Raw genomic sequence first — 21585 nt, 5'->3', positions numbered from 1 at the left:
GAGCAAAATTTTGTTTTGTGATGCCAATATCTCAGGGTTCGATTCTTATTTTCTCTCTTTGCCCTCTTAGCGGTGCGGTGCGTTGCTGTTAGATTATTGGTGGTGCTTCCAGATTTTTGGTGGTGGCGCACCTTACTAATTGGGTATGGTGCGTCGCTGTGAGATTGTTGGTGGTGCTTCCAGATTTTTGGTGGCGACACACCCTACGATTGCTATATATGGCCGCACGGATTCCCATTATTTAATGATATGTCAAGCCTGCGAAAAAGTCAAGCAAAATTGTGGTTCGATCGCCCAAAATATTTCATCAAATTCGATAGATCTCTTGTTGTCCGGTGCGGAAAACCACGACTCCGTTTGACAGAGCAACTAAATCTATTTTCAGCGGCCCGGCGATGTAAGTGACATCCGCGGCGATCGCCCGAACCTCCAATGGTTTATCGTACTGCTGTAGTCGATCGACAAAACCGCCCAAAGTTTCAATCCGATTGTCCGCAACTTGGACTCTACCGCCGACAACACCAATTAACCGAGCGCGAAATTGACAAGCTTCAATCAATTGCTGCAACTGTTGTCGCACCTGTTCGTCAGGTAAAGCTACGGGATCGACAGCAACCCCTGCAATCACATCTCCAGCGCGGAACACCACTCGATTGATTTCGGCTTCTGCAAATACCTTAATTACCTTTTCTTGTCGCAGGTAATTAGCGCCGGCTACAATCCGCACCACGTAGTCTTTACCGTCTTTGATCTGACTGATTAATTGATCGATTTCCGCTTTAGTAATTTGAATAACCTGCTCTCTAACCTTATTATTTTCCGGCTGCATCAGTTCGACGGTGGTTTTATTTGCTTCTTGCAACAGTCGATCGATCGCGCGCCTTTCCGTACCCGCTTCCTGGATGCGAACCACGCCAGCAGCTAAAATTTGACCGCGCCTGATCGCAACTGTACCCTCGCGGATGGCTTGAAAATCGCGTTCCAAAACTTGCATTTGCTGCTGCAATAAAGTTTGTTGCTGTTCGAGTTGAGCTTGTTGCTGTCCCAGGGTTTCTAAAAGTGCTTCCCTCTCGGCAATTACCTTGTCCCTCTCGACAATTATGCGATCGCGCTGGGCGAGATTTTCCGCACGCTGGGCAATTTCCTTGTCTCGCTCAGCAATTAGCTTGTTGCGATCGACAATTGCCACATTTCGTTTTGTAATTTCTGCCTCTCGCTGGGCAATTTCCTTGTCCCGCTGAGCAATTTGAGTTTTAACCTGCTCTCGCTGCTCGATTAACTGTTGGCGTTCCGCTTGCAGTTGGGCGATTTCCGAGCTCAAAGTCGTTTTTTGCCCTGAAACAGTCTTCAATTGATTCTCAGTGCGATCGAGCTGAACTCTGGTAGTCGATCGCGCCGTTTCCACCAATTTCAATTGTTCTTCTGTCTGAGATTTAGCCGCTTCCACAGTAGCAAGCTGTTCTTCCGTTTGCGATTTAGCCGCTTCTACCTGACTTAACTGCTGTTCAGTTTTAGACTTGGCTGCTTGCACGCTGTTAAGTTGGGCCCGCAGCGAATTTAATTTTGTTTGCGTCTTAGCTTGCTCGGCATTAGCTGCTTGGAGCGATTGATTAATTTGCTCTAAATTGGCTTTAGCTTGGGATTGAGCCGCCAAAGCTTGAGCTAATTCAGTTTCAACTCGATTTTTCTCTTGAGTGGCTTGTTTGATTTCTCTGCGGGCGTTGTTGAGTCTTTTTTGAATCTCGTCTATGCTAAAAACTCCGGTTCGCAGCGGCTTGCTGGTAGCAAATAAAATGCCCAGAGTAATGGCTGACAGGATGCTGCCGGCCATCACTGTCACTACAACAGCGGTATCGCGGGGGCGCAGTTTGAACAAACTCAATCTGGCCTTGCCGACTTTCGTCCCAAGGCGATCGCTAACAGTAGCGATCACGCCGCCCAACACTAACATTACAAATATTAAGATGTATCCAGCAGTCATTCCGATTTCTTATTTTAGATTGTGGATTTTGGATTGAAGAAAGAATCCAAAATCCAAAATCGTATAATTTCTCGGCATCAAGTGAATTGCTGGCTTAAGGCCACCGGATTGTGAACTGTGATCTTTTTCTTGTGGATCGAGATCATTGTTTCTTGTCTGAGATCCCCCAGCAAACGAGTCACAGTTACCCGCGTCGAGCCGATCGCCTCGGCGATCGCCTGATGGGACAGCTTCAAATCAATCGTAATCCCATCCGTACTCGGCACCCCAAAATCCCGGCATAGAATCAGCAAAAAGCTGACGAGTCTCGAACCCATATCTCGGTGTGCCAGCGTTTCGATCATCATCTCGGTTTGCAAAATCCGAGATGACAGTCCCCGAAGCATCACCATCGACAATTCCGGGTCTTCCTTGAGCGCTTTCTCCACTTGTTCGATCGGCAGCGAGATCAATTCCACCGGTGTAAAGGCTACCGCGTGGTAAAACCTATCCGATCTGTGTCCCGTAATCAGAGACAGCACCCCAAATACGCTGTTTTCGCGCAGGAGGGCGACTGTAATTTCTTCCCCTGCTTCGTACACCCTGGAGAGCTTCACAGCGCCTTTAATGAGAACGTAGACGCGCTCAGCCGGATCTCCAGGGAAAAAAATTGTCTTGCCCCGTTCAAAGTTTTCGACAATGGGCGGAAACGCCCCGCCACTGATTTGGCGGAACACGGCTGCTAGCGGTCTATCATGTGTCACGACGAGATCCTTTGTACTAATCAATACTTTGTAACTTGTCGATTAACCTTATTGAGTAAATATACTGCCCAACCTCCAATCTCTAGGGATTCTGTTACTGTCATCTAATGTTAAGGTAAGCACACGCTGTATGATTAAATCTAGCCCTTCTCTTAACTTTTTCAATTCCGCCCCATCTAGCTCCACAGCAAAATTAATATCAATTGTGTCTCAATTGTGTCTGAATCAGTTAAATCTGAATCGGTTGTGTCTAAACTGGCGGGGTTGTCGCATACAGCCAATGAGAACGGTGCTAGTTGCTTCTTAAAAAAATACAGATGATAGATTTGACCGGAAAAAATGCTCTTGTTACGGGCATTGCCAACAATCGCTCGATCGCCTGGGGCATCGCCCAGCAGCTCCACAAAGCTGGGGCTAATCTCGGCATAACTTATTTGAAGGACGAAAAAGGCAAGCACGAGCGCAAAGTCGCTGAACTCGTGGAACCGCTCAATCCCAGTCTGTATCTGCCCTGCAATGTCCAAGACGAAAGCGAAATCGAGTCTACTTTTAAAACGATCGCCGACAAATGGGGCAAGTTAGATGTCCTAGTTCACTGTCTGGCTTTTGCCGGCAAAGACGAACTTTCCGGAGATTTCAGCAACACCTCGCGTCAAGGCTTCTCCAATGCTTTGGATATTAGCGCTTACTCGCTGGTGCGGCTTTGTGCTGCTGCTAAACCGCTGATGGCCGAAGGCGGCAGTATTATCACGCTAACTTATTTGGGCGGTGTGCGGGTAGTTCCTAATTATAATGTCATGGGAATTGCTAAGGCTGCTTTGGAAATGAATGTTCGGTATCTGGCGGCGGAACTCGGCCCGTTAAATATTCGGGTAAATGCCATTTCTTCAGGCCCGATTCGGACTCTGGCTTCGTCAGCAGTTGGCGGCATTCTGGACATGATCCACCACGTTGAGGAAGTGGCACCGCTGCGGCGGACGGTAACTCAGCAGGAAGTGGGAAATGCTGCGGCTTTTCTGTGCAGCAATCTATCTAGCGGGATTACGGGTCAAGTTTTGTATGTCGATGCTGGTTACGAAATCATGGGAATGTAACAGCTTTTAAACAGTTGACAGTTGACAGTTGACAGTTGACAGCGAAGTTTTTAGACAGTTGACAGCAAGATTTGCAAACAGTCAACTGTCAATAACTGTCTTTTGTTCGCTACAAAAGTGTTAATCCCAAATTACTAATTAATTCTAATGAATGACCAATTGCGAATTATGGAAATAATCGATCGCCCGCCTGTACCTCCTCCAATTTCTAGTAACACGATCGCCAGGGCCGCCTTGGTGAAGCGCACAACACTCGAAACGGATGTCACTGTCAGCCTCAATCTCGACGGTTCGGGAACTTGCAAGGCGTCTACAGGAATTCCGTTTTTAGACCATATGTTGCAGCAGATTTCTTCTCACGGATTGATTGATTTGGACGTGCAGGCGATCGGCGATTTGGCGATCGACGACCATCACACGAACGAAGATGTGGGCATTACCTTAGGTCAAACCCTAGCAAAAGCTGTCGGAGATCGATCGGGCATTTCTCGTTTCGGACACTTCATCGCCCCGCTGGATGAAGCATTAATTGAAGTAGTGCTAGATTTTTCGGGAAGGCCTCATTTAAGTTACAACTTGGAAATTCCCACCCAGCGCATCGGTAGTTACGACACCGAGTTAGTGAGAGAGTTTTTTGCTGCGGTGGTGAACCACACTCAAATGACACTGCACGTCAGACAGTTGCAGGGCGGGAATTCTCATCACATTGTCGAAGCCGCGTTTAAGGCATTTGCGCGGGCTCTGCGGATGGCGGTGGCGATCGATCCTCGGCGCGCCAGTCGGATTCCGAGCTCTAAAGGAGTTTTGTAGTTTAGGGGTAGTAACTGCGTCCCAAAAAACAATCAAACAATTAGTGGGGTGGGCTTCGCAGCACCACCCCGAATATGCAATTTAAATTCACAACACCCTACTACCTATCCAAACGTCGTCAAGAATCGGAAAGCATCGAGGACGTGACTCGCACAAACGTAGGGCGAAGTATTGTAAAAACCTTGCCACGCCGCCGCCTTATCTTCATCATACCTGTCCGCTCTTTCCGGGTGTTTTCCTTGCCAATTCAGCCGCACCGCGTGACCGACTAATACATCTAAAACAATGTATTCTTCTACTTTCAATTCTGGATTCCGCTGGGCGATCGCAGCCAACTCCATCAGCGCCTCAATATTTACTTGTCGATATTCCGGTGCCACAATCTTGTTCAGCAAATGCTCGATTTGCAGCGCAAAATTCTTTTCGCCCGGGGTCATTTCCGATAAAATAACATCGCTGTCCAAGCGATTTCGGCGCTCTAATTTGTCGCCAATAATCAAGCCTTTACAGTGCCGCAGTAATCCCCAAACACTCGGATAAAAATCCTTGGGCACGCGATTGACTGCACCTTCCATTTGCCGCTTCCGGCGCCATCCTCCCGCAGGCATTTGTGGTTCTTCAAAAACAGGCGCGACTACCCATTCAATATCTTTTTCCGGCTGTTTGACGCGCAGAGATTCTTGCTCTTTGAGGATTTGATTCATTTCCTCGTATTCTGTCAACACTTGGCGCAGGCGATTTTTGATTTCAAAGGGACTTAGCTGCATTAAATGTTCGTAAGCTTCGTTTTGCGTAACTCCCAATTCGCGGGCTAATTCGCTGGTCAACAACAAAATAAAGTAGCTAACTCTCAGTGTCAGCAGACCTTTAAATAACTGCGGTTCGGCTTTAATTAGGACGCTGAGATAGATAATAACTTCTTGGGTGAGAACTCGATCGCGAACATCTTCTCCGCAGAATTGGCGGATTTTGTCCATCACTTCCATGTAAGAACCAGGCCGCGAAATCACCGAATCTTCGCTGTAGGCTTTCCCCACAGCAATTTGTTTTTGCCTGACCAAAATGTCTGTCACCGCATCCGACAAGCTGATATCAACCTTGTCCAGCAATCCAGCAGCATGGCGGATGACTGCCCATTGGATTTTTGACTGCGAACTTTCTCCAGCTTTTGTATAAACTTCGTTGAGCAAATCCACAACTTTTACTGTTGCTTCGGCGCCTCCAAATCCTGTATCGAAATTTAGTCCTTTTAGTCGAATCAATGTGTGCAGCAGCTCTATTTGTTCGTACAAGTTCTCTGAACCGCGCAGGCTAGCGAGCAGCAATTTAGTATTAGTTTCGCACTCTAGTTTGAATTCTTGCGTGTGACCCAAAGGCCAAGTTTTTTCGGGATTGTAACCGAGATAGCTGCGGGTTTCTATTGCACCTGTTACCGGAGATTCGGTGAATTCAAAATCGTGCATGAAATCAATTCTTTCCGTACCCGCAGTCAGCATTAACTGGTTGAGATTCCCGAGTTTAACTGGCGTGTTTTTGCAGTGTCCGTCCCGGAGTTCTTTCATCAAGTCTAACAATGCTTCCCGGCCGGTTTCCAGCATCGCATGAGTTAACATCAGCGTTACTGTGGGGCGTCCTAACTGATACCAGTGGCGGTGAATGTGAGCGATTTCACTTTGGATTTTAGATACTAGAAAATGGTAGTCTAGGGTTAGGTAAAATTCTTCTCTGTCCAAAAATGAGGGGAGAAATACGATCGCCTCTCCGCGAATTTTGAACACCCGGGAAGTCGTCAAACTCCGCAAACGGCGCACGGGGCGGCCGGTTAAGCCTAGCGGATCGTTGCGTCCAATCTCCGCGTAAATAGCGGATAATTCCTTAGTCTGGCGGACTTGAATGGGTGCTACTTGCTTGGGCGTTTGGGCTGCAATGCCGTTAGCGGCTAGTTCTGCTTGCAAATCTTCGTCTTCAGCTAACAGGGCAATTTGCACTAAAGGTTCTCTTTGCTGGCCGACTGACAGATGCCTTCCTAGCGGGTCGATATCGCCCACTGCAATTAATTTCTCGTTCAGCAATTGACCGAGAAAATATAAACTTTGCGCCCAAACTAGGGGAACATTTTCGTTGGGTAAGCGCTGCTGGCTGCGGGGATTTAATTTTTCGGCTTCTATATTTACGGCAGGGACATAGTACAATTCTGGTAGTAAAGGTAAACCAGCGCGATCGACTGCCAGAGATGCCAAACGCTCCTGGTACTCTTCGACTTGGGCTTGGTTTCCCTCAAATATGCCGTCCAAGAGCAGATAAGTGAAAAATAGCGGCCACTCGCATTCTATACTATCGAACTGCTTTAATTCTGTCGGTTCGTAATGCAGGCGATCGGCATCTTCTAAAACTGTTTGGTGTCCGTCCCGCAGAAACCGCTTGCAGCCGTAATTTCCCTGTAATTTGTCAATAATTTTATTGCGAGTCCGTGCTACTAATTCTTTGTCTTCCACAGCAAAAGCAGGAAAACTAATCACGCTCAATAAAGCAGCATCTACTTCTTTTGAACTAGATTCGCGAGGCAAAAGCGATTCTAAAGTGATGCGGCTTCTGGCAATTTCATCCGGCAAAACGTGAATTACCGATGCTTGAGAACCGTTAACTCCAAACAAATCCAATCCATTGATTGCTTCCAGCGCTGCTTTTGCCATGCCAACAGAACTGGCATTTAATTCGGCATTGCCGCGATTAATTTTATGACCTCTTTCCCAAATTCCGTAATCGGGAGTGCGGTAAGCTCTGCCAATGTAGTAAACTAAATTTTGGACGAAATTGACTTCATCGATTGTAAAAACTATATGCAATCCCGAAGCCGTCATTTGAGCAAGAATTAACAAAAAGATAGAGGTAGCATCTAACTGCAAATGTCCCCACTCGTCATCGCCGACAACAATGTTTCCGGTTTGAGTATTGTATTTGGCGTGCAGGGCATCTAGGGGCAATTGAGTATTTTTAAAACGTTCGACTTTGTTTGCTTGCTGCATCATCGCAAACATCAAGCCGCGCATTAGTTTGACTGTGCTGTGTTCGAGTTCAAATGTTCTGCCGCGATCGCCATCAATTTTGCGGTAAGCTAAACCCAAACCCCACACTGCCAAAATGCTGTACACGTTATCGCGCACCCAGGCATCGGTGTAGTCGCCGTGGGCGTTAACAGCCGTACTCGCCGGCAGCAAACCGGTTATTGGGTTCTGGCGTTTGAGGATGACGTTTTTGATTTGCTGGTAGTAATAATCTAACCGGGTTTGCCGCTGGGTTGTTGCGATCGCCATTTCGTTTTCCTTAGTTTTCCTGATGCGAGCTCATTTGCGATGAATAGACTTTTAAATATATCAGAGTTTCTATCATTTCTCAAGTTTTGCAAACATAACAAGGTAATTGCCATGTCTAGCCGCAACAACAATAACAACAGCGTTGCTTTCGTAAAGATTGTCTACTCTACAGTGAAAATTAATGGTAAAATTGAACTCGTGCCGATGGAATGGTACGCTGACGGCTCTGTCAAGAAAATGGAACGCTAAGAGGCGATCGCACAGGTGGAAATTTTAGATTTTAGATTTTATATTTTAGATTGGGCATTTGGGGCATTGGTAATTAACTGGCGGGTACCTCACAGCAAGCGAGAGAACCGCTATACCAGCAAGCAAAAGTGCGATCGCACTCAGAGAAAAGCTCTCACCCTTAATTTTCCCCTATTTTCGGCACCAACCGGATTTTTGGCGTCCAGAAGTGGCAAGTGCGGCGATCGCCAAACTAAGCTAATTTAAACAACTAGGTATGTAGGAATCTCAAAGTAAAGAAATATGGATCGATCGCGCCTGCAATTCTCAGTCCTGGGACTACCAGTTCACATATTAGACGATTATGCAGGTTGGCTGATAGAGCGCCTGCATCAAGGGTTAGGGACTCACGTCGTGACGCTGAATGCTGAAATGGCAATGCAAGCCGAACAAAACCCGGCTTTAGCCGATGTAATTCGCTCTGCCGAGCTCGTGATACCCGACGGTTCTGGAGTAGTGCTGTATTTGCGAATGCGCGGCAAATCGGCACAGCGGTTTCCGGGGATTGAACTAGCAGAATCGCTGCTGCAACAGGCCGGAAAATTGCCGAATTCCGAACCAATATTTTTCTTTGGAGGTGCGCCCGGAGTCACGGCGAAGGCGGCGGAAAGTTGGCAGCAAAAAGTTAATCGATTGTCTATTTCTGCTCAACACGGCTATCTTTCTGCTGAGGAAGAAACAGAATTCTGTGAAAGCCTCAAACAAATACAGCCAAAAATTATTTTTGTCGGCTTAGGAGTGCCGCGCCAAGAGTTTTGGATTGCCGAACACCGCCACCTTTGTCCGCAGTCAATTTGGGTGGGAGTTGGCGGCAGTTTTGATATTTGGGCTGGAACAAAAGACCGCGCACCGGCGTGGTTTTGCGACAATCATTTAGAATGGTTGTACCGGCTTTATCAAGAACCTTGGCGCTGGCGCAGGATGTTGGCTTTGCCACAATTTGCCTTGAAAGCTTTAGGCGATTTGCGAGCTTAGAAAGTTCCCAATCAAATCCGGTTTGCGGGTGTTATTGCTGATATTTGCGATCGCCCGCGAACCCGTCTCTACAATAATTGTGGTTAATTTATTTGACAGATTCAGCATATTCTACATGATGATGAAGCACAGGTGATGTAGCGAGTGTTAAAGCGGATGCTCGAAACAACTGGCGAGTCATTGCGGGCGATCGATCGCACCTGTTGACCTTGCTACAAAAATCCTCATCAATTCCATCAACGATTGGCAGAATCTCGATCGATCTGCCAGAGCCAGATTGTACCTAATTGAGAATGAACAACATCGGACACAAACCGCATCCCCACCTTCTGTAGTACCCGATTGGAAGCATTAGCTTCACCCAGAGTATGAGCGTTGACTGCTCGCACTTCCTCGCGATCGAAAGCATAGTCAATTAGCCCCTGTACTGCCTCAGTTGCCAATCCGCGATTCCAGTATTCGGCAGCTATTTCATAACCAATTTCTACAATGCCCGACTCATTTGGTTCACCTTTGAAACCTCCATTACCCACAAGCACTGCCTGTTGCGGGTGAATAAACAAATATCCATTCCAACCATTAGAAAGCGGTAAGGATTCATCCTCAGGGAGGGAAAATGCTTGATACTCCCCACTGATGAATCAGGGGGATTCTTGACTAAGACCACAAAGGGACTTTCAAAGGCGTTATCAAAGCACCTCTACTGACTCCCTTGAGACTTATCCCCAAGGTTGCCGCTACTTTTCGACCAATATTCGCTGCCCCATTGCAGTCTGCATTAATCAACAAACCTTCAAGAGTACGATACAATCCGCGCTTAACTCGTTTACCACAAGGTTGCCACCCACGAAAGTTTTTCGCAGAATTTAGGTAGCAAATCAAGGTCAATAAATGAAGCCTTGGAAGTATACGACTCTTCCGTTTCTACAAACTTAATCCCGTATTCTTCACACAGTTTAGCAATTCTATTCTTGAGTCTACCCGTCGGAATTTGCACAAAATTCTGATTGGTTTGAGAGCCAAGATTAATAGCATTCTTCATGCCAGCATTCCAACCAAATATAACAGTACCAAGATTGTTGCTTAAGCAATGATTTATCACTTTTCGAGCTGCTTTATTAATAGCATCTCGCATCGTCCGATTGCGATTTTCTGTCAAACGCGCCAGTCGTTTTGACCAATAACCATTTGCCTTCCCTGACATCAAAAAAGCAACACGCTTATTGTATCCTTGATTGAGCGACTTCAAATGTAACCCATCAACGATCAAGCTAGTTCCTATATTACTAACACAAGTTAGCCAGTTGTTCATTCCGTGGTCGATCATCAAAGCTTTAGATGGGTCTACATCTGCTTGGATATCTGCCGTTTTGTAGACTAATTCCAAATAGAAGCAGCCGTTTCTAGGTAGGATTCGATATTCTCTGATTGCTTTGTCGTCTAAGTTTGTAGGCCAAGGTAGATAAAAAGCATCCAATCCGAACCAGGCTTTAACTTTAGTACCCAGCGGAAATCTCAAAAGTCCGTCTTTAAGTCGAACGGAGCGACCTGTATAAGTCACCAAAGCTAGACCACCTTGTCGATAATTAGGTAATCTAGGTCTTTGAGTTACCGTCCCTTTTTTGATGCCTTCTAGAAGTCCAATATAGGATTTAAAAGACTCGGCGACAGTAGTTAAAATCTGCTGTGCCGTGTCCGAATAGAATGCCTTGTAATGCAGATTTTGATTCTCCGTGCCTAACACTTTGTGTAACTCTGCCCTCGTCGGTATTTTACCAGTCTTGAAGTACATCTGTCGAGCATAATAAATTCCGCAATTCGTCAATTTTGATGACTCACTGCACAGGAATTCTAGAATTGCTTTGAGATTATTATCGGGACTAATGAGATTTTGTTGACATCCAAACATTTCTATTTCCTCCTGATTATTAGATTAGCATAGCAATCTTATTTAAGGTGGGATTTTGCCAATAAAAAACATTTTGTAGGCGACTATGAAAAGATTTATTCTCAAAAAAGATGTAGGCGACTAAATAAGTCGCAGCCGCGTTCCTCCCCATGTCGGTAGCCCGGGGCTTCCCGCTCGTTTTCGGTGAGGGAACTGCGGCCAGTTATTAGGTACTGTGACTTGCAAAAGTTCTGCCAGCTCGCTTTTACTGCTCAAAAAAGCCTTGATGTGTATCCGTTCGACGGGGAGTAGTTGCAGATTAGTCGTCTCAATCATGGTTCTGCCTTCTCGATCGATATTTGATTGGAAATTTAATTCAAATATGACTTACGCAACAAAAACACTTTTATTTTTATTGTATTTTAAAATCGTCATATAGCAAGGCCTCCAGAATCTTTTTAGGAGAGGTTTATTAAAGTGATTTTCGTTATTTAGCTGCGACTCTAAGTTGGAGAGCGGTTTTATTTCCTTTTTTTGCTGGGTACCGAAGAGCATGGCGGATGAGCCATTTGACTTCATTAGAGGCACCGTTTAGCCAACGATCGCAAATTGCAAATACCTGTTCGGGGTGGTCTTTGGCAATATCGCCCAGATTGTTGGCGACACTGCGACGCACGTAAAGGCTGCGATCGTCCTTCAGGGCATCAAGGATTGGGAATACGGGGGCTGGGTTGGCGATGAAAGCGGGGATTCGCGTTCCCCAAGGAAGTCTGGATCGCGTACCTTCAGAACAAAGACGACGGACATGGGGGTCTGGATCCGATGTCCAATCAAGCAGTTGCGAAAGGGTGCGATATTGTTGTTGAATTAGAAACGGTCGTATGGAAAACTCCGCACTAAACCGTTTGGTAAGTTCGTATTGGGCAAGCATGGATATTTCAAACGGATCTTGTCCATCATTATCTTTTAGTTCTATACCATACTTAGCAATGAAACAAATATGAGGAAGATAAAAAAATACTGCTAGTTTGAGTCCATCTGTTTGAGTTAGTGGCGGTGTCAAAGAAGCCACAAGTATCTCAATAGCTGTCGCATATTTATCAGGCAAACATTGACGGAGTGCTAATGCCAGATGTCGGCCGCGTTCCATAAGTTCAAGCGAATCCAATCCATCTAACGCAACCTGACGAAACGATTTTTCATCAAATTGCGGGTACGCGAGCAAGATATTGTGTGCCAAACAATCAACTGCTTCTGACCCAAGCAGATGCTTCAGAGGAACTCCCTTCTGAATTGAACTCGGCGCGGTGGGAATGCGCGGCATATCAATTGCGGTATGTTTCATTCAACGATCGGCAAAAAGGTGGAATTTATATCTAACTATCCCGCTTACTAAACGCAGGCAATTTCCCTGAATGTCATGACTAAAGCGTAGATTTTATCGAGCCATTTGCTCGATCGCTCTTACAAATCGCGCTGTTTTCATATTGTGCAAAGCCTCGTTCAACAAGACTTTTCCAACCAGTAGTTTTGCTTCAGAATCATCCAGCTAGAACTTTTTCTGCACTATTAATCTAATCTATTTTCTGGTTAATAAAACATGGTGCGAACCTGCCATAGATACCAGGCCGCCCACAGTGAGAACATCGCAAACGGCGAAAATAGCAGGGTGCCAAAACGAATAGACTTAGCATTCAGTTCGCGGATCAGAATGAACGTAAAAGAGTACCAATAAAGCACGTTTGCCATTTGTGCCGCTAGCCAACCAATTTCCCTGCCATTGTAAAGCCAAAAACAACCCACAATCAACAGAGGTACAGACCATAAAAGATCCGCAACTCCCAACCCGTAAGTCACGATTAGGTCAACACGTTCTGCTTCTGTCTCGACAACCGATGGACGGGGCAGCCGCAGGAAAGCAAATATCCAGAAACCCAAGTGCAGTAAGGCTGCAATCCCATTCACCGTTGCAATCAGTTTGATTCCAAAATCTGTGATTTCTTGATTTTGCATTGCTGTGGAAATCAATGTGCTACCCCTTAATCGCGATCTATGGAACTGTTTTGCTCTCAAGAGATGGAATCTGAATTCACAGAGTTAGGTTGCGAACATCATATCTTATTATGCCATTTGCTCGATCGCTCTTACAAATCGCGCTGTTTTCATATTGTGCAAAGCCTCGTTCAACAAGACTTTTCCAAACAATAGTTTTCCTTCATAGGAATTAAGCGAAACTTCACCAGCCCCAAGTTGCCAGCAAAATTGTCTGTAACCAGGCGTATCCATGCTGCTGTCATGGACGAAATTGGGGGGACGCAACGCCGCAGCAAACTTCATAAACGGTAGCGCGTAGAAAATGTGACAAACTTGCTGCATCAGGAACAAGCGATCGCGCTTGCAGTCATCCAGTGCGTCACCGAAGTATGCCTTTAGATAGATGTTTTCCTGCTTTTCGGTGGTGACAAAGCTATTGGCAAGGATCGCCAAATCCACATAGCGATCGCTCCCAAAGGCTCCCTCCCAATCAATAACCCAGAATTTATTGCCATCAAAAAGAATATTGTGTGGGTTCAAATCGTTGTGACTTGAGACTAAATCGCGATCGTGACGCGGATAAACCATCTGGATTTCTGAGTAATATTTGAAAACTTCTGCTGTTGCAGTTTCTGGCAATACTTTTGAAGCCTTAAACTCCTGAATAAAACCGTCAATGCCATCCATGAAATTCACGAATTTTGGAAAAAGCGAGGTAGCATGAATCGATTCAATCATTTTTGCGAATTCTGCCAGCAAATCATCTCGCGAGCCAACATATTTCGACAAAGGTACAGCTTCGATAAAGTCGGTAATTGCTAAAGCATCTTCCGTGCTGAAATAATAAACCTGTGGTGAAATGCCAGCTTCTGCGGCCAAATTCATGCAAGCATATTGCCGAACGGGATCGCTGAGCGGATCGATCTGCATAATCAGCCTTAATACATAAGCTTTACCATTCACGGTAATTTTATAAACCAGCGCTGAGGAGAACCCTCCAGTTAGAAGCTGGATACTTTCGACATTTCTGGTATTAAAAGCAGTTTGAATTGCTGTTTCAACTGCTTCGAGTTTTGCTTCTGGGATCGATGATTTCAAAGTAGAGTTTGGCATAAAATCCTCAACGAATTTACATTCCTGGAAAACAACTTTGACAACCGTACCCTTCACCCCTGAAAATGCGATTGAGTTGACCATTCTGTATTCCTAGAACTCAAAGCTAGTGCCTTCATACTCAGAGCACGTTTGACAATAACTTTGTCGGCGCCATTACCATTGATCTCAATTGTTCCAAGCAAGCTGTAGGGCAGCGCCCAAGGAAACTCATAACAGCCTGAGTGTTTTCAAGCCGTTAACCATACCGCTGCAAATCCGATTCGATTGCGAGATTTTGATGCGGTTGCATCACTGACATTTTCCTGTCTGACCTCACCAAATATTCCTGGTAATCAGTCTCAATTGAGACGATCGCCTGAATAGATATAATCACCGTCCTCACGGGGTACTAATTTTCCGTTAACAATACATGGGGATTTTACCAAATGTCAACAGTCCCTATCGATATTAGGCAAACTCTGCTTTTGAAGCAGCAGGAGATTGGGATAGAGAGCAGGGCTGATTCCTTCTAAAATTTTCCAATCTCTCTAACCCTTATGTTATGAGGCGTTGGGTAGATCTTTCTGTAGCAGGCTTAGCAAATTATTAAAAACTCCTGTTTTCCTTGCTACTAAAAGCTTTGTCCAGATTTAAATCGTAAATTGATATTAGAATAAATCAGCCCTGGGATAGAGAGGGGCTTGACTGATAGCAATCGCGGGAGTTCGTCGGCTTTCATCAAACTTCTGGTTGTGGACAGAGGCTTTGAGCCCACCCGATTGCTGCTGTGGAGTTTGCTCAAAGATATTCTACAATAAAGAATGAATTTTGACCTTGAAAATTCCCTTGACCTGTACTAATTCAAGAACAGGAAAACTGACTGACGATAAGACTGTATTCTGAGGAGATTCCTATCTGGTACATCTGAGATTGTTTGTTGCTGAAACGGATTGCCAACAATTACATTCATTATTAGGACTGTCGCCATCGTCTGCTTAATACAATTTTTCGCCAGCATGGGTTTCACAAAACTTTCCTCAGACTCAAATTGAGTTGGCATTCAAAGTTGTTGTTAACCGTCGCTATCCCGATGCAATTGGTACGCCTCTAATCATTTTAAAGCTAGACATCACTCGATAAATAAAACCTGTACTGATTCCTCAGCAGAATTAAATGCGAACTTTGCTCATGTGAAAGCTTCCTTTGTCTGTATTTTTTATTTACTTTTATATTTGGTGTATCTTACTTGAACTAACTCGGTCGGATACTTCTGTACTTCTATTAACTTTAATTTCATCTCCATGGGAGATGGCAAGAATAAGGGAATTCCTTCGCCTAACATGATAGGTGCGATCGACAGAATATATTCATCAATCAGTTGACATTGGAGGAATGAGGCGATTAATTCTGCACCTCCAACTAGCCAAATTCGTTTGAGTCCTTGCAACTCCATTTCGTGCAGAAATCGATCGGGCGTTGCGGAGGTAAATAACACATCATCGCGATCGGGCGATCGGCTTTGCTGGGTAAAAACGTAGGATGGCTTGCCGGGATGGGGCCACTCGCCAAAGCTCAACACCTGTTCGTAGGTTTTGCGTCCCATCGCCAATCCATCGATCGATCGATAAAACTCACCATACCCGTGGTCAGTTTCGTCCGTCTCAAAAGCTGTAAGCCAATCAATACTGCCGTCTTTACGAGCAATATAACCGTCCAGACTGGTTGCAATATAAAGTACGATTTTTGTCATTCACTAACCTCCTTTCCAGGGCGATGCTTGTGCAAGAATAAGTCATTGAGCGTTATTCTCATTACTGGGGTGCCAATCTGCCCGGTTCAGGCGATAAACAAAACAGTCATCGTCACCAAACTGTCGCGGTTCAACAAATTGAAAGCCAAGACGTTCGTAGAAGCGGTGGGCACGGGTATTGTTAGCAAGTGGATCGATGAGTACAGCCGTCACAGCAGAGTCGGCGAAACATCGAGTCAGTGCAAGCTGCATCATTTGTGTGCCATAGCCTTTGCCCAAATCTGTCTCTTCTCCAATCCAGATATCGATCGCACGTAGATTCGCTGGAACATCGCCCCAGTAGTGACTATCCTCAAGTGCTGGATCGATAATCTGAATAAATCCGATCGCACGGCCATCAATTTCAGCAATTAATTGCTCCCTCCAGTCGGGAGTGCGATCGAGTTCTATTTCCCAACCCCAATCATCGTTAGGATCTGCATTAACCACATGAGGTTGCTCATCCCAATGTCGCAGTAGAGCTAAATCAGCGGAGGTGGCGGAGCGGAGGTTTATCATCATTCATTACTTTTGAAATTTTATTTTCACTGCCTTGATTAATGTTAAACAGGAAAATGACATACTGCTTCCATATTATGTCCATCTGGATCTAAAACAAAAGCACCATAATAATCAGGATGATAGTGAGTTCGCAAACCCGGAGTACCATTGTCTCGCCCCCCTGCTGCTAGCGCTGCTGTGTAAAAAGCCTGAACCATCTCATGAGTTTCTGCGCGGAAAGCAATATGAATTCTAGGGGTATTTACCTCTCCCTGTGTAATCCAGAAATCGGGCTTTCCGTCTATTCCAAAACCTGCCAGAGATATAGAACCAGTCACAGAAGCATCAAACTCTTTCAGTAATTGATAACCAAGCGGGGCTAAGGCTTTGGTGTAAAAATCTTTGCTTTTCTCGAAATTACTAATGTTAATGCCAGTATGGTCAATCATCAATTTTTCCTACTATATTATCGCTTATTTATCTTGTGAAGAAGTAACCAGATCGACGAGTTCAATGACAATAACGTTCCACCCGATCGACAAATCTACAGCTTTTTGAAGTATCTGGCGATCGGTAACAGCCCGAAACCCGCCTTTTCATAGGTGCGACGTGCTGCGGCATGACCTGGATCGCCTCCGGTTTCGACCATTGCAACAGACATCCCCGCATCTTTCATCCAATTTACAGCGAATTCTGTCAGAGCGGAGCCAATGCCACGACCTTGAAAGTCTGGATCGACAGCGATCATGTAAATTTCACCCATGCTGCTTTCCGAATCGAGTTTCACGGCGACAAAGCCCACGGTGGAACCTGCATCAATAGCAACCCAGACATTTGTATCCTCCGCAGCGCAGACACCTTCGACAGCCTCTTGCTGGCTGACGCGCCAACCATCGGGATAGAAACTCTGGTAGACATCCAGATCCATCGCTTTCTGAATCGAATCAAATACCGGAGTCCATGCCCGAAGAGAAAGGCGAATGATTGCATCCAGTTGTTGAGCGTCGTAAGGTTCAATCCGCATTTGCATCATCATCTCAAAGGTTGTAACCAGTGTATTACATTTGTAATGGCGATCGCAATCTTTCTTCCATTGTGAACGCAGTGACTATTGGTTTACTGCGCTTGGTTCCATGTAGACAAGTTCCCAAATGTGACAATCTAAGTCTTGAAATCCATGGGAATACATAAACCCGTGGTCTTGTGGTTCATTATAGGTTGTTCCACCAGCGGCGATCGCCCGCTCAACCATTTCATCAACTTCTTTTCGACTCTCAGTAGATAAACACACCAGCACTTCTGTGCTTTTGGTGGCATCACAAATTGCTTTGGGCGTAAAAGTCTTGAACTTTTCGTAAGTCAAAAGCATGACGAATATGTCGTCGCTGACAATCATGCAAGTGGCTGTCTCGTCAGTAAACTGAGGATTGAAGGTGAAGCCGAGTTTAGTAAAAAAGTCAATAGATCGATCGAGCTTTTTTACGGGCAGATTGACGAAAATTTTAGTAGCCACGGTCTTCTCCTTTTGTTGTTTTATGGGAAAGTAAATGGTAGTTGTTGCGTTGTTGGCTATTGCTGGTTGTAGGCTTGCTGCAAGCGAGCAACATCAATCTTGCTCATTGCGAACAGGGCTTGCATCACGCGCGTCGCCTTGTCGGCATCCTTGTCCTTCAGCATTTCTGTGAGCGATCGCGGTACGATTTGCCAAGATAGCCCGAACTTGTCTTTGAGCCAGCCGCACTGACTTTCACTTCCACCTGCGGACAACTGGCTCCACAGCGTGTCAACTTCTTCTTGTGTCTCGCAGTCCACACTGAGGGAAATGGCTTCAGTGAATGGGAATTGCGGCCCACCGTTGAGTGCCTGAAACTGCTGCCCTTCAATTTCAAACAGCAGGGTAAGCAGTTTGCCTTTGTGTTCGGGTATGGCATCGCCGTAGTGCGAAACTTCCAAAATCTTGCTGTTATTGAAAATGCTCAGGTAGTAATTGACAGCCTCTTCGGCATTAAAGTTAAACCAGAGGCATGGTGTGATTTTTTGACTGTTTTGCATGGTGTTTCTACTAATCGTTCTAGTGGCGGAAGTGACGGAAACAGTTAAGCCTCTCTTTGATTTAGGCAGCTTTCTCGCAGTTAACCATCCACGGTATACCGAACTGATCGACCAGCATTCCAAACCGAAAAGCCCAAAAAGTTTGCCCGAATGGCATCTTCACTGTGCCATTTTCAGCGAGGGCGTGAAAGATACGTTCCGCCTCTGTTGGATCGTCGATCGCGATTTGTACAGAAAAGCCTTTGGTTTCTTCAAAAAACTTAGGCGGACAATCAGAACCCATCAAGCGATACGTTCCGAATTCCATACACGCGTGCATAATTTTGTCAAGCCAATCAGTAGATAATTCACAGGGTTTTGGTTCCGCAGTTGGCGCATCCGCGTTAGTGAGCATTGTGACGATTTTGCCCCCAAAACATTGCTCGTAAAACTTGAAAGCTGCCTCGCAGTTACCGTTGAAAAAGAGATAAGGATTGAGTTGCATGGCTTGCTCCTGTTTGTTGAGTTTTAGGCGTTATCTTTTGCACTCAAATTGTCTTTAAGAAGTGCAAAAACTAATTCTTAGGTAATCCCGCGACCTCAATTACTGGTCTGATTTCGATCGTGCCGGCGCGCGCCCCTGGAATGCGGGCGGCGATCGCGATCGCCTCGTCGAGATCCTGGGCATCAACCAGGAAGAACCCGCCGAGTTGTTCGCGAGTTTCTGCAAACGGGCCATCGGTAACAAACTGTTTGCCGTCGCGCACCCGGACGCTAGTCGCCGTCGCTACAGGGTGCAGCGGGGCTGCCGACAAAAACTGCCCTTTTGCATGGAGTTCTTGTGCAAGCTGTGTGGATTCTCCATAACAATGTTCGCGATCGGTCTGGTTCATGGCGTTTTCTTCCATGTAAATCAGCAGCAAATATTTCATTGGTTTGTCTCGGTTGTTTCCCTGTATCAGTAAGTCGAAGGACGATCGCTCAAATCGACACCTCGCCAAAAAATTTTGCTCGTCAGGTTACGATCTTGAAGAGACATCTGTTTGATAAATGTAGGGCGTACGCCGAGGGCGACAATTTATGCCTAAAACCCTTGATTTTATGTCCAAATGCTTCACCCGGATCCGAGCAAGTGCGATCGCTCGCTCCTCGCCTAATTTCTTTTTACCAGATGTCTATTTGCCTCCGTTGTTGCCCTGTGTAATACCAATTCACTATGAACCTGCACTTAATATAGCTTCAAGGATATAGTCCCAACTACAGAGAGATAAGACTTCTTCATTCGTGAGAGATTTGATAATTATATCTACCTGTTCTTTGAGTTTCTCTAAACTCGAATAATTTGCCAACTTGAGGTCTTTTTTTGTTCCCACAATCTTTCAATCGGATTCAATTCAGGACTATAGGCAGGTAAATATATTGGCATCACATGGTCATGCCAGTCTAACAAGAGAGCTTTATGAAAGCTACCATTATCCATGATAATTAGATTGAAACTCTCTGAATATTTTTCAGCAAATCCATTTAAAAACTCTTGAAAGCAGTTGTGATTGAGCTGAGAAAATTCTTGATAATATTGTTCACCTGTTGATGGTTCTACAACTCCATAAAGATAGAAGTTTTCTCGCTAAAGATTGCTTTTTGCCGATGGGTTTTATCCCCTTCAATGTAATCATCTTGCCCTGCATAGTAATCAATCCAAATCTACTCTCGTCCTGACACCATATCCTTACAGGCTGTCCTGTTCCGAAATATTTAATCATTACTTTGATAATCTCCCACAGTTTTTTTTGAAGTTTGTCTGTGCAACTTCGTTCACCTTATTACTTTGGGGTCTTGGAACTTTGAGGTAAGATTTTAATTTATAATGAGGAATAGAAATCATAGTATCGGCAATCTCACGAACGCTTGCCACACTTTGGAGCGATGGCGCATCTGCAAGAGATAGGGGGCGCAAAATCAATCTGGTTGTTTCTAGGATGGATTGAGCAAGCATAAAACGATTCTACCTCGACCGACTTTCCCAGCAAATTTTAACACTAAAATTCTCCTTATGCTTCCAGCACCAAGAGCTTGCTGTACGATGGCGTTCCTAATCACCAGTTGCCGATTGCCTCGAATCCTCAACTAAGAACTTTGTGTCAATCTGGTGCATTGGGATTATTGTACTACCGAATGGGGCTAACATTTACAGTGAGTTGTCAATGAAAACATTCCATTCTTGTATCATCGGGCTAAACGGGTAAATGTAACCATAACAACATGAACCAACATATGAGAAATCATTGCCGCTTCAAGACCTTTACGCCAGTACAGATAGCCTGCAATGATGCCAAAAAATGAATTACCCACAATCACATAGGTAATGACTGAAGGAGTGACTTGTGTTCCTAGTACGAAGGCAAGGGGTAAATGACCCAGCCCAAAGAGAAATGCTGAAAGGGCGATCGCCGATACAAAGCAGAATATGGAAGGCACACCCTGCCCTTTTGAAAAAATACGCCAACCTATCCATACTAAAAGCGTCATTATTCCCCATCTGAGCAATAATTCTTCGGTAATACCTCCATACAGAATACGAGTCAAAAATGGGGTGTTGCTTGATAGAGTTTCAGCCTTCGTAATAAAATCAGAAGGTAGAAAAACTTTAGCACAAAACTGAATAAAAGTTAATCCAATAACTCCGATCAAGCCTCCAATAATTCCTGGAAGCACTTGGGGCTGAATAGCCAAACTAATTGAAGTTCGATTAGACACTGCCTCAGCCAGAGGTGCGGATAATCCAACTTTATGAGCTAGTACAACACCAATCAAGACAGTAATAGACAAAAGAAAGGTTGGTTGAATCAAAGAAATCAATTTGATTCCCCAGAGCGGCATCTGAAGTTCTTCATCCTCAGGAATAGGTAATTTCATCCACCAAAGAGAAACGATGCCTACCATGCCTGTTAGCCACAAAATTGTAAATAATCTCATTGACATCATAGTTCCTCCAATTACAGCTAAATTCAATACTGAGAGCCAACACTCTAATCTTTAATC

23 protein-coding genes and 1 pseudogene are annotated in these 21585 nt (G+C 45.1%); 5 read left to right on the top strand and 19 right to left on the bottom strand.

The window, feature by feature from the left end:
• Window positions 1-307 precede the first annotated feature (307 nt).
• Both JGK20_RS13390 and ntcA read right to left on the bottom strand, forming a co-directional pair.
• Window positions 308-1981: a DUF3084 domain-containing protein gene (locus tag JGK20_RS13390; RefSeq protein ID WP_293230765.1), complete on the bottom strand. Its 1674-nt coding sequence runs from the start codon at window positions 1979-1981 to the stop codon at window positions 308-310.
• 77 nt (window positions 1982-2058) lie between these two features.
• Window positions 2059-2724, bottom strand: coding sequence for a global nitrogen regulator NtcA (gene ntcA / locus JGK20_RS13385; RefSeq protein WP_293145473.1), 666 nt, complete (start codon window positions 2722-2724; stop codon window positions 2059-2061).
• Between the two features lie 317 nt (window positions 2725-3041).
• Here ntcA and fabI point away from each other — a divergent pair, with 317 nt between their 5' ends.
• Both fabI and hisB read left to right on the top strand, forming a co-directional pair.
• Window positions 3042-3818, top strand: coding sequence for an enoyl-ACP reductase FabI (gene fabI / locus JGK20_RS13380; protein ID WP_293130545.1), 777 nt, complete (start codon window positions 3042-3044; stop codon window positions 3816-3818).
• 147 nt (window positions 3819-3965) lie between these two features.
• Complete coding sequence (hisB, locus tag JGK20_RS13375; RefSeq protein ID WP_325314964.1) at window positions 3966-4628, top strand: imidazoleglycerol-phosphate dehydratase HisB; 663 nt, start codon at window positions 3966-3968, stop codon at window positions 4626-4628.
• 104 nt (window positions 4629-4732) lie between these two features.
• Here hisB and JGK20_RS13370 read toward each other — a convergent pair whose 3' ends face one another.
• The gene (locus JGK20_RS13370; RefSeq protein ID WP_293176382.1) at window positions 4733-7942 is read right to left on the bottom strand and encodes a glycoside hydrolase family 15 protein; all 3210 of its coding nucleotides are present in this window, start codon (window positions 7940-7942) and stop codon (window positions 4733-4735) included.
• 111 nt (window positions 7943-8053) lie between these two features.
• Here JGK20_RS13370 and JGK20_RS13365 point away from each other — a divergent pair, with 111 nt between their 5' ends.
• The 3 genes from JGK20_RS13365 to JGK20_RS13355 are packed head-to-tail and all read left to right on the top strand — an operon-like array spanning window position 8054 to window position 9205.
• A complete protein-coding gene (locus tag JGK20_RS13365) occupies window positions 8054-8191 on the top strand; it encodes a hypothetical protein (RefSeq protein ID WP_293190302.1) in 138 nt (45 codons plus the stop codon).
• A 15-nt stretch (window positions 8192-8206) separates the two neighbouring features.
• The gene (locus JGK20_RS13360) at window positions 8207-8437 is read left to right on the top strand and encodes a hypothetical protein (protein WP_293190301.1); all 231 of its coding nucleotides are present in this window, start codon (window positions 8207-8209) and stop codon (window positions 8435-8437) included.
• A 36-nt stretch (window positions 8438-8473) separates the two neighbouring features.
• Window positions 8474-9205, top strand: coding sequence for a WecB/TagA/CpsF family glycosyltransferase (locus JGK20_RS13355; protein ID WP_293216902.1), 732 nt, complete (start codon window positions 8474-8476; stop codon window positions 9203-9205).
• A gap of 236 nt (window positions 9206-9441) precedes the next feature.
• Here JGK20_RS13355 and JGK20_RS13350 read toward each other — a convergent pair whose 3' ends face one another.
• From JGK20_RS13350 to JGK20_RS13280, 16 genes and pseudogenes are all read right to left on the bottom strand, one after another.
• Window positions 9442-9843, bottom strand: coding sequence for a GNAT family N-acetyltransferase (locus JGK20_RS13350; protein WP_293176534.1), 402 nt, complete (start codon window positions 9841-9843; stop codon window positions 9442-9444).
• A gap of 188 nt (window positions 9844-10031) precedes the next feature.
• Window positions 10032-11114 (bottom strand): transposase, encoded by a 1083-nt coding sequence (locus JGK20_RS13345; protein WP_293176376.1) that lies wholly within the window; start codon window positions 11112-11114, stop codon window positions 10032-10034.
• A 120-nt stretch (window positions 11115-11234) separates the two neighbouring features.
• A complete protein-coding gene (locus tag JGK20_RS13340) occupies window positions 11235-11429 on the bottom strand; it encodes a hypothetical protein (RefSeq protein WP_293224007.1) in 195 nt (64 codons plus the stop codon).
• A gap of 151 nt (window positions 11430-11580) precedes the next feature.
• On the bottom strand, window positions 11581-12438 hold the full coding sequence (locus JGK20_RS13335; RefSeq protein ID WP_293176372.1) for a hypothetical protein: 858 nt from the start codon (window positions 12436-12438) through the stop codon (window positions 11581-11583).
• Between the two features lie 245 nt (window positions 12439-12683).
• Entirely contained in the window at window positions 12684-13106 is a 423-nt protein-coding gene (locus JGK20_RS13330) for a hypothetical protein (protein ID WP_293176370.1), read from the bottom strand.
• Between the two features lie 108 nt (window positions 13107-13214).
• A complete protein-coding gene (locus JGK20_RS13325; protein WP_293176368.1) occupies window positions 13215-14324 on the bottom strand; it encodes a phosphotransferase in 1110 nt (369 codons plus the stop codon).
• A gap of 1114 nt (window positions 14325-15438) precedes the next feature.
• Window positions 15439-15972, bottom strand: coding sequence for a dihydrofolate reductase family protein (locus tag JGK20_RS13320; RefSeq protein ID WP_293176366.1), 534 nt, complete (start codon window positions 15970-15972; stop codon window positions 15439-15441).
• A 42-nt stretch (window positions 15973-16014) separates the two neighbouring features.
• Window positions 16015-16533, bottom strand: a complete 519-nt coding sequence (locus tag JGK20_RS13315; RefSeq protein WP_293230762.1) for a GNAT family N-acetyltransferase — start codon at window positions 16531-16533, stop codon at window positions 16015-16017.
• Window positions 16534-16574: 41 nt separating this feature from the next.
• Complete coding sequence (locus JGK20_RS13310; RefSeq protein WP_293205882.1) at window positions 16575-16961, bottom strand: VOC family protein; 387 nt, start codon at window positions 16959-16961, stop codon at window positions 16575-16577.
• Window positions 16962-17056: 95 nt separating this feature from the next.
• A complete protein-coding gene (locus JGK20_RS13305) occupies window positions 17057-17536 on the bottom strand; it encodes a GNAT family N-acetyltransferase (RefSeq protein WP_293176361.1) in 480 nt (159 codons plus the stop codon).
• An 84-nt stretch (window positions 17537-17620) separates the two neighbouring features.
• Window positions 17621-18025 carry a VOC family protein gene (locus tag JGK20_RS13300; protein ID WP_293216908.1) on the bottom strand — a complete coding sequence of 135 codons (405 nt, stop codon included), beginning with the start codon at window positions 18023-18025 and terminating at the stop codon, window positions 17621-17623.
• A 56-nt stretch (window positions 18026-18081) separates the two neighbouring features.
• Entirely contained in the window at window positions 18082-18564 is a 483-nt protein-coding gene (locus tag JGK20_RS13295) for a VOC family protein (RefSeq protein WP_293176357.1), read from the bottom strand.
• A 61-nt stretch (window positions 18565-18625) separates the two neighbouring features.
• On the bottom strand, window positions 18626-19048 hold the full coding sequence (locus JGK20_RS13290; protein WP_293176355.1) for a VOC family protein: 423 nt from the start codon (window positions 19046-19048) through the stop codon (window positions 18626-18628).
• Window positions 19049-19118: 70 nt separating this feature from the next.
• Window positions 19119-19544, bottom strand: coding sequence for a YciI family protein (locus JGK20_RS13285; RefSeq protein ID WP_293176353.1), 426 nt, complete (start codon window positions 19542-19544; stop codon window positions 19119-19121).
• Between the two features lie 326 nt (window positions 19545-19870).
• Window positions 19871-20155: pseudogene (locus JGK20_RS34515) on the bottom strand (transposase); the annotation flags it as partial.
• 614 nt (window positions 20156-20769) lie between these two features.
• Window positions 20770-21519: a CPBP family intramembrane glutamic endopeptidase gene (locus tag JGK20_RS13280; protein WP_293190297.1), complete on the bottom strand. Its 750-nt coding sequence runs from the start codon at window positions 21517-21519 to the stop codon at window positions 20770-20772.
• Window positions 21520-21585 lie beyond the last annotated feature (66 nt).

It is taken from the genome of Microcoleus sp. PH2017_05_CCC_O_A, from assembly GCF_020738785.1.
In the GTDB taxonomy this organism is placed as follows: Bacteria; Cyanobacteriota; Cyanobacteriia; order Cyanobacteriales; family Microcoleaceae; genus Microcoleus.
This window is presented reverse-complemented; position numbering and strand designations above follow the sequence as displayed.

What these genes read in the sequence shown, in the direction of transcription:
- JGK20_RS13335 (WP_293176372.1), bottom strand. Translation starts at nt 12,438, where the DNA reads ATGAAACATACCGCAATTGATATGCCGCGCATTCCCACCGCGCCGAGT.
- JGK20_RS13320 (WP_293176366.1), bottom strand. Translation starts at nt 15,972, where the DNA reads ATGACAAAAATCGTACTTTATATTGCAACCAGTCTGGACGGTTATATT.
- JGK20_RS13340 (WP_293224007.1), bottom strand. Translation starts at nt 11,429, where the DNA reads ATGATTGAGACGACTAATCTGCAACTACTCCCCGTCGAACGGATACAC.
- JGK20_RS13390 (WP_293230765.1), bottom strand. Translation starts at nt 1,981, where the DNA reads ATGACTGCTGGATACATCTTAATATTTGTAATGTTAGTGTTGGGCGGC.
- JGK20_RS13330 (WP_293176370.1), bottom strand. Translation starts at nt 13,106, where the DNA reads ATGCAAAATCAAGAAATCACAGATTTTGGAATCAAACTGATTGCAACG.
- JGK20_RS13355 (WP_293216902.1), top strand. Translation starts at nt 8,474, where the DNA reads ATGGATCGATCGCGCCTGCAATTCTCAGTCCTGGGACTACCAGTTCAC.
- JGK20_RS13280 (WP_293190297.1), bottom strand. Translation starts at nt 21,519, where the DNA reads ATGAGATTATTTACAATTTTGTGGCTAACAGGCATGGTAGGCATCGTT.
- JGK20_RS13295 (WP_293176357.1), bottom strand. Translation starts at nt 18,564, where the DNA reads ATGCAAAACAGTCAAAAAATCACACCATGCCTCTGGTTTAACTTTAAT.
- JGK20_RS13290 (WP_293176355.1), bottom strand. Translation starts at nt 19,048, where the DNA reads ATGCAACTCAATCCTTATCTCTTTTTCAACGGTAACTGCGAGGCAGCT.
- JGK20_RS13305 (WP_293176361.1), bottom strand. Translation starts at nt 17,536, where the DNA reads ATGCGGATTGAACCTTACGACGCTCAACAACTGGATGCAATCATTCGC.
- JGK20_RS13310 (WP_293205882.1), bottom strand. Translation starts at nt 16,961, where the DNA reads ATGATTGACCATACTGGCATTAACATTAGTAATTTCGAGAAAAGCAAA.
- JGK20_RS13325 (WP_293176368.1), bottom strand. Translation starts at nt 14,324, where the DNA reads ATGGTCAACTCAATCGCATTTTCAGGGGTGAAGGGTACGGTTGTCAAA.
- JGK20_RS13365 (WP_293190302.1), top strand. Translation starts at nt 8,054, where the DNA reads ATGTCTAGCCGCAACAACAATAACAACAGCGTTGCTTTCGTAAAGATT.
- JGK20_RS13370 (WP_293176382.1), bottom strand. Translation starts at nt 7,942, where the DNA reads ATGGCGATCGCAACAACCCAGCGGCAAACCCGGTTAGATTATTACTAC.
- JGK20_RS13345 (WP_293176376.1), bottom strand. Translation starts at nt 11,114, where the DNA reads ATGTTTGGATGTCAACAAAATCTCATTAGTCCCGATAATAATCTCAAA.
- fabI (WP_293130545.1), top strand. Translation starts at nt 3,042, where the DNA reads ATGATAGATTTGACCGGAAAAAATGCTCTTGTTACGGGCATTGCCAAC.
- JGK20_RS13315 (WP_293230762.1), bottom strand. Translation starts at nt 16,533, where the DNA reads ATGATGATAAACCTCCGCTCCGCCACCTCCGCTGATTTAGCTCTACTG.
- hisB (WP_325314964.1), top strand. Translation starts at nt 3,966, where the DNA reads ATGAATGACCAATTGCGAATTATGGAAATAATCGATCGCCCGCCTGTA.